2 protein-coding genes and 1 pseudogene are annotated in these 3,445 nt (G+C 62.7%); all 3 read left to right on the top strand.

The features are described from left to right. A partial coding sequence (locus tag AC0L3D_RS36155) for a recombinase family protein (RefSeq protein ID WP_473647472.1) occupies positions 1-486 on the top strand: 486 nt, incomplete at its 5' end. A 130-nt stretch (positions 487-616) separates the two neighbouring features. Then, the gene (locus AC0L3D_RS36150) at positions 617-1,603 is read left to right on the top strand and encodes an IS110 family RNA-guided transposase (protein WP_473647471.1); all 987 of its coding nucleotides are present in this window, start codon (positions 617-619) and stop codon (positions 1,601-1,603) included. 254 nt (positions 1,604-1,857) lie between these two features. Continuing rightward, positions 1,858-2,891 (top strand): annotated as a pseudogene (locus AC0L3D_RS36145) (IS110 family RNA-guided transposase). The last annotated feature ends 554 nt before the right edge of the window (positions 2,892-3,445 follow it).

Here is a 3,445-nt window from a genome sequence, read left to right as displayed (position 1 = left end):
AGCCGCGACTGGCAGCAGCTCATCGAGATGTGCCGCGTCGTCGACACTGTGCTGATCGACCAGGAGACGGTCTATGCACCGCGCCAGGGCAATGACCGATTGCTGCTGGGATTGAAGGGTAGCCTCAATGAGTATGAGCTCGATCTGTTGCGCCAGCGTTCGCTCTCGGCCCGCTACGAGAAGGCCCGCCGCGGCGAACTCGTCGTCAAAGCGCCCGTCGGCTTCGTGAAGGTTGGAGACCGGCTCGAGAAGGACCCCGACCGACGTGTGCAGGAGACCGTCACCCTGGTGTTCGACAAGGTCGCTGAACTTGGCAGCGCCCGTCAGGCCCTGATGTGGTTCCTAACCTTGCCACGCCACACCACGGCGCGCCGGCTTCGTCAAAACGCATACCGATGTCAGGTCGAGGGAAACATCCAGACCAACAAAGTGCTTCGTCATTCCATTTCTCCACATGGCGAGATCAAACGTCAGCAGTTTAGCTGAGTGCTGGATGCTCCGCGATCACGCCATGTGATTGGGGTCTCGGCCGAGCCCGAAAGAGGGCGGCTACTCCTGTCGGGACGTTAGAACGTGGTCGCTTTTGGAGCGCCACAAACATCGGGAAGGAGCAGCCGTGAAGTATTTTGCCGGACTTGACGTGTCTTTGGAAGAGACCGCGATCTGCGTGGTCGATGAAACCGGCCGGATCGTGAAGGAACTGCGTGCGGCAAGCGATCCGCAGGCGTTGATTGACGCATTGGGTGAAATCGGTCTGCCGCTGGAGCGGATCGGCCTGGAAGCCTGCTCGCTGGCGGCTTGGCTTTATGATGGTATTCGCGCTCAAGGCCTGCCGGCGATCTGCATCGAGACGCGGGCTGCCAATGCGGCGATGAGGACGATGCCCAACAAGACCGATCGCAACGATGCCCGCGCTCTGGCGCAGATCATGCGCACCGGCTGGTACCGGCGGGTGTACGTCAAAAGCAGGCAATGCCGGCTGTGGCGTTCTCTCCTCGTTGCCCGCCGTACGGTGCTGAACGAAATGCGCACCATTGAGAACGTGGTGCGGGCGATCTTGCGGGAGGCCGGCATCAAGCTGGGCACGCCGTCGCGAACCGCCTTCGCCGGTCGTGTGCGCGAACTGGCCGACGCGGACCCGGTCGTCATGCCTCTGGTCGAGCCGCTGCTGACGATCCTTGCTACCATGCTGGGAGAGTTCGCCCGTCTGACGAAGCAGGTTCTCGATCTCGTTCGCAAGGAAGAGGTCTGCCGACGGCTGATGAGCGCTCCCGGTGTTGGCCCCATCACCGCACTCGCGTTCCGCGCCACGGTCGACCAGCCCGACGCTTCAGGCGATCGAGAAATGGGGCGCGCCTCTCGGCCTGACCCCGGCGCGCGCTACCAGTCGGGCGAAACCGACATTCAAGGCAAGGTCAGCCGATGCGGCGACGAACTCGCCCGTACAGCGCTTTACGAAGCGGCCCATACGCTGCTCGTGCGTAGCGAGAAATGGTCTAGCCTCAGAGCATGGGGCATGAACACCGCCAGGCGACGCGGCATGGCGCGCCCGGGTCGCGGTTGCGCGCAAACTCGCCGTTATCCTGCATCGTATGTGGAGTGACGCGACCGAGTTCCGCTACGGCAAACAACCGGTCTGCGCAGCGGCGGCATGAAGTGAGACAACAGCTGGAGGGCCAAGAAACAAACCTTCGCCCGCAAGGGTGATGCCGGATCGTCCGTGTGGACGATGGGCAAGGGCGATCTCGTTGAGAGATGCTGTAACGGGGCCTGCGTCGTGCGCTGCCCGTTACCGATTGCATGCTGACCGGTCGCCGCCGACGCTCCCGTATCTGATTCTGACAGGAGGATTACGGGATGAAACTGTTCATTGGATTGGATGTCTCACTCGCCAAGACTGCGGTCTGCGTTGTCAGCGAGCACGGCAAGATCGTGAAGGAGGCTGAGGTCGGCAGCGATCCCGCGGCGCTGACGCAATTCGCGCTGGAGCAACAGGGCGAAATTGCGATGATCGGGATGGAAGCCGGGCCGTTGTCGCAATGGCTGCACCGTGGGCTTACCGAAGCCGGCCTGGAAGTGGTTCTGATGGAAACCGGCAAGTGAAGGGTGCTCTGAAAGCCATGCCGATCAAGACAGACCGGCGCGATGCTGAAGGTATTGCCCGGCTGCTACATTTAGGCTGGTTCCGGCCGGTCCATTGCAAGTCGGTGTCTGCCCAGGAGATCCGCGCACTCCTCGGGGCGCGCAAATCCATCCAGCAGGGCGTGATCGCTCTGGAAATGTCCTTGCGCGGGTTATTGCGGAACTTCGGCTTGAAAGTCGGCGCAATCTCCAAAGGACGGTTTGATGCTCGCATTCAGGAACTGGTTGCCAGCAACACTACGCTTGTGGCGGCAACCGAGCCGATGCTTCGCGCCCGTGCCACCCTCCGCCATGAACTGGCGCGACTGGAGCGGCATGTGCGCAGCCTAGCACAGGACGACCCGACCTGCCGCTTGCTGATGACCATGCCGGCCGTCGGCGCGGTGGTCGCATTGACCTTCAAGTCGGCCGTGGATGATCCGGCTCGGTTCTCGTCGTCGAAGAAAGTCGGCCCGTGGGTCGGCCTCACCCCTTCACGGCAGCAGTCCGGCGAGCGCGACGTGACAGGCGGTATCACCAAAGCCGGTGACGCCCATTTACGCCGCGCCTTATGCCAGGCCGCAACCGTCATGATGAACCGGGGCCGTGGGTCGTGGTTGCGGACATGGGCCTCGCGGGTCGCGAAACGACGCGGCACCAAGCGGGCCATGGTGGCCTTGGCGCGTCGGATCGGTGTGATCCTGCATCGGATGTGGCTGGACGGAAGAAACTTCTGCTGGGAAGGAGCGCCAGAGCCGATCCATGCATGAGCTAATCTCCGTGTTGATGTCTGCCTGAGCGCAGACCTGCGAGGTCCCCGACCCGGGACGTGGTCCCGATGACGCCGTGGTCTGGACTGATGCCGCCCCGCCGGGCGAGCACGCCAATGAGATGGGCGCATGTTGGCGGCCGCCGCGCCGACCACGGACCGAAGCATGAACCCGGGCAGAACCTCATACGGCAGGAAAGCAGGCGATATCGCACAACCAAAATGCAATCACGCTCTCCGCACACCCGGATGGGCGATCCCTTCTTGCATCAAATTTGCCTTGACGGGGACGGCCCCGTTACCGAAGTCCTGAGCCTCTGTCAACGGCGGAGCAAAACCAGGCCACTGGGGCGGAGTAAAAGCAGGCCAGTGAGGGCTCGGCGCAGGCCGCTCGCGAAGCGCGCTTTTCCATAGCGCCGTAGATGCTATGGGCGGCGGCGAGCGTGTGGCACCCTCGACGCTGTTGAGCAGCTAGCTGAGGAGCGCCCCATGTCACCATCCTTTGATGCAAGCAAATCCCTTACCGCCCTTGATCAGGACAGCACGTTGGTCGCA

It is taken from the genome of Mesorhizobium sp. WSM4837 (assembly GCF_055811435.1).
Note: the sequence above shows the minus strand (reverse complement) of the source record. Positions and strands in the feature narration are given on the sequence as shown.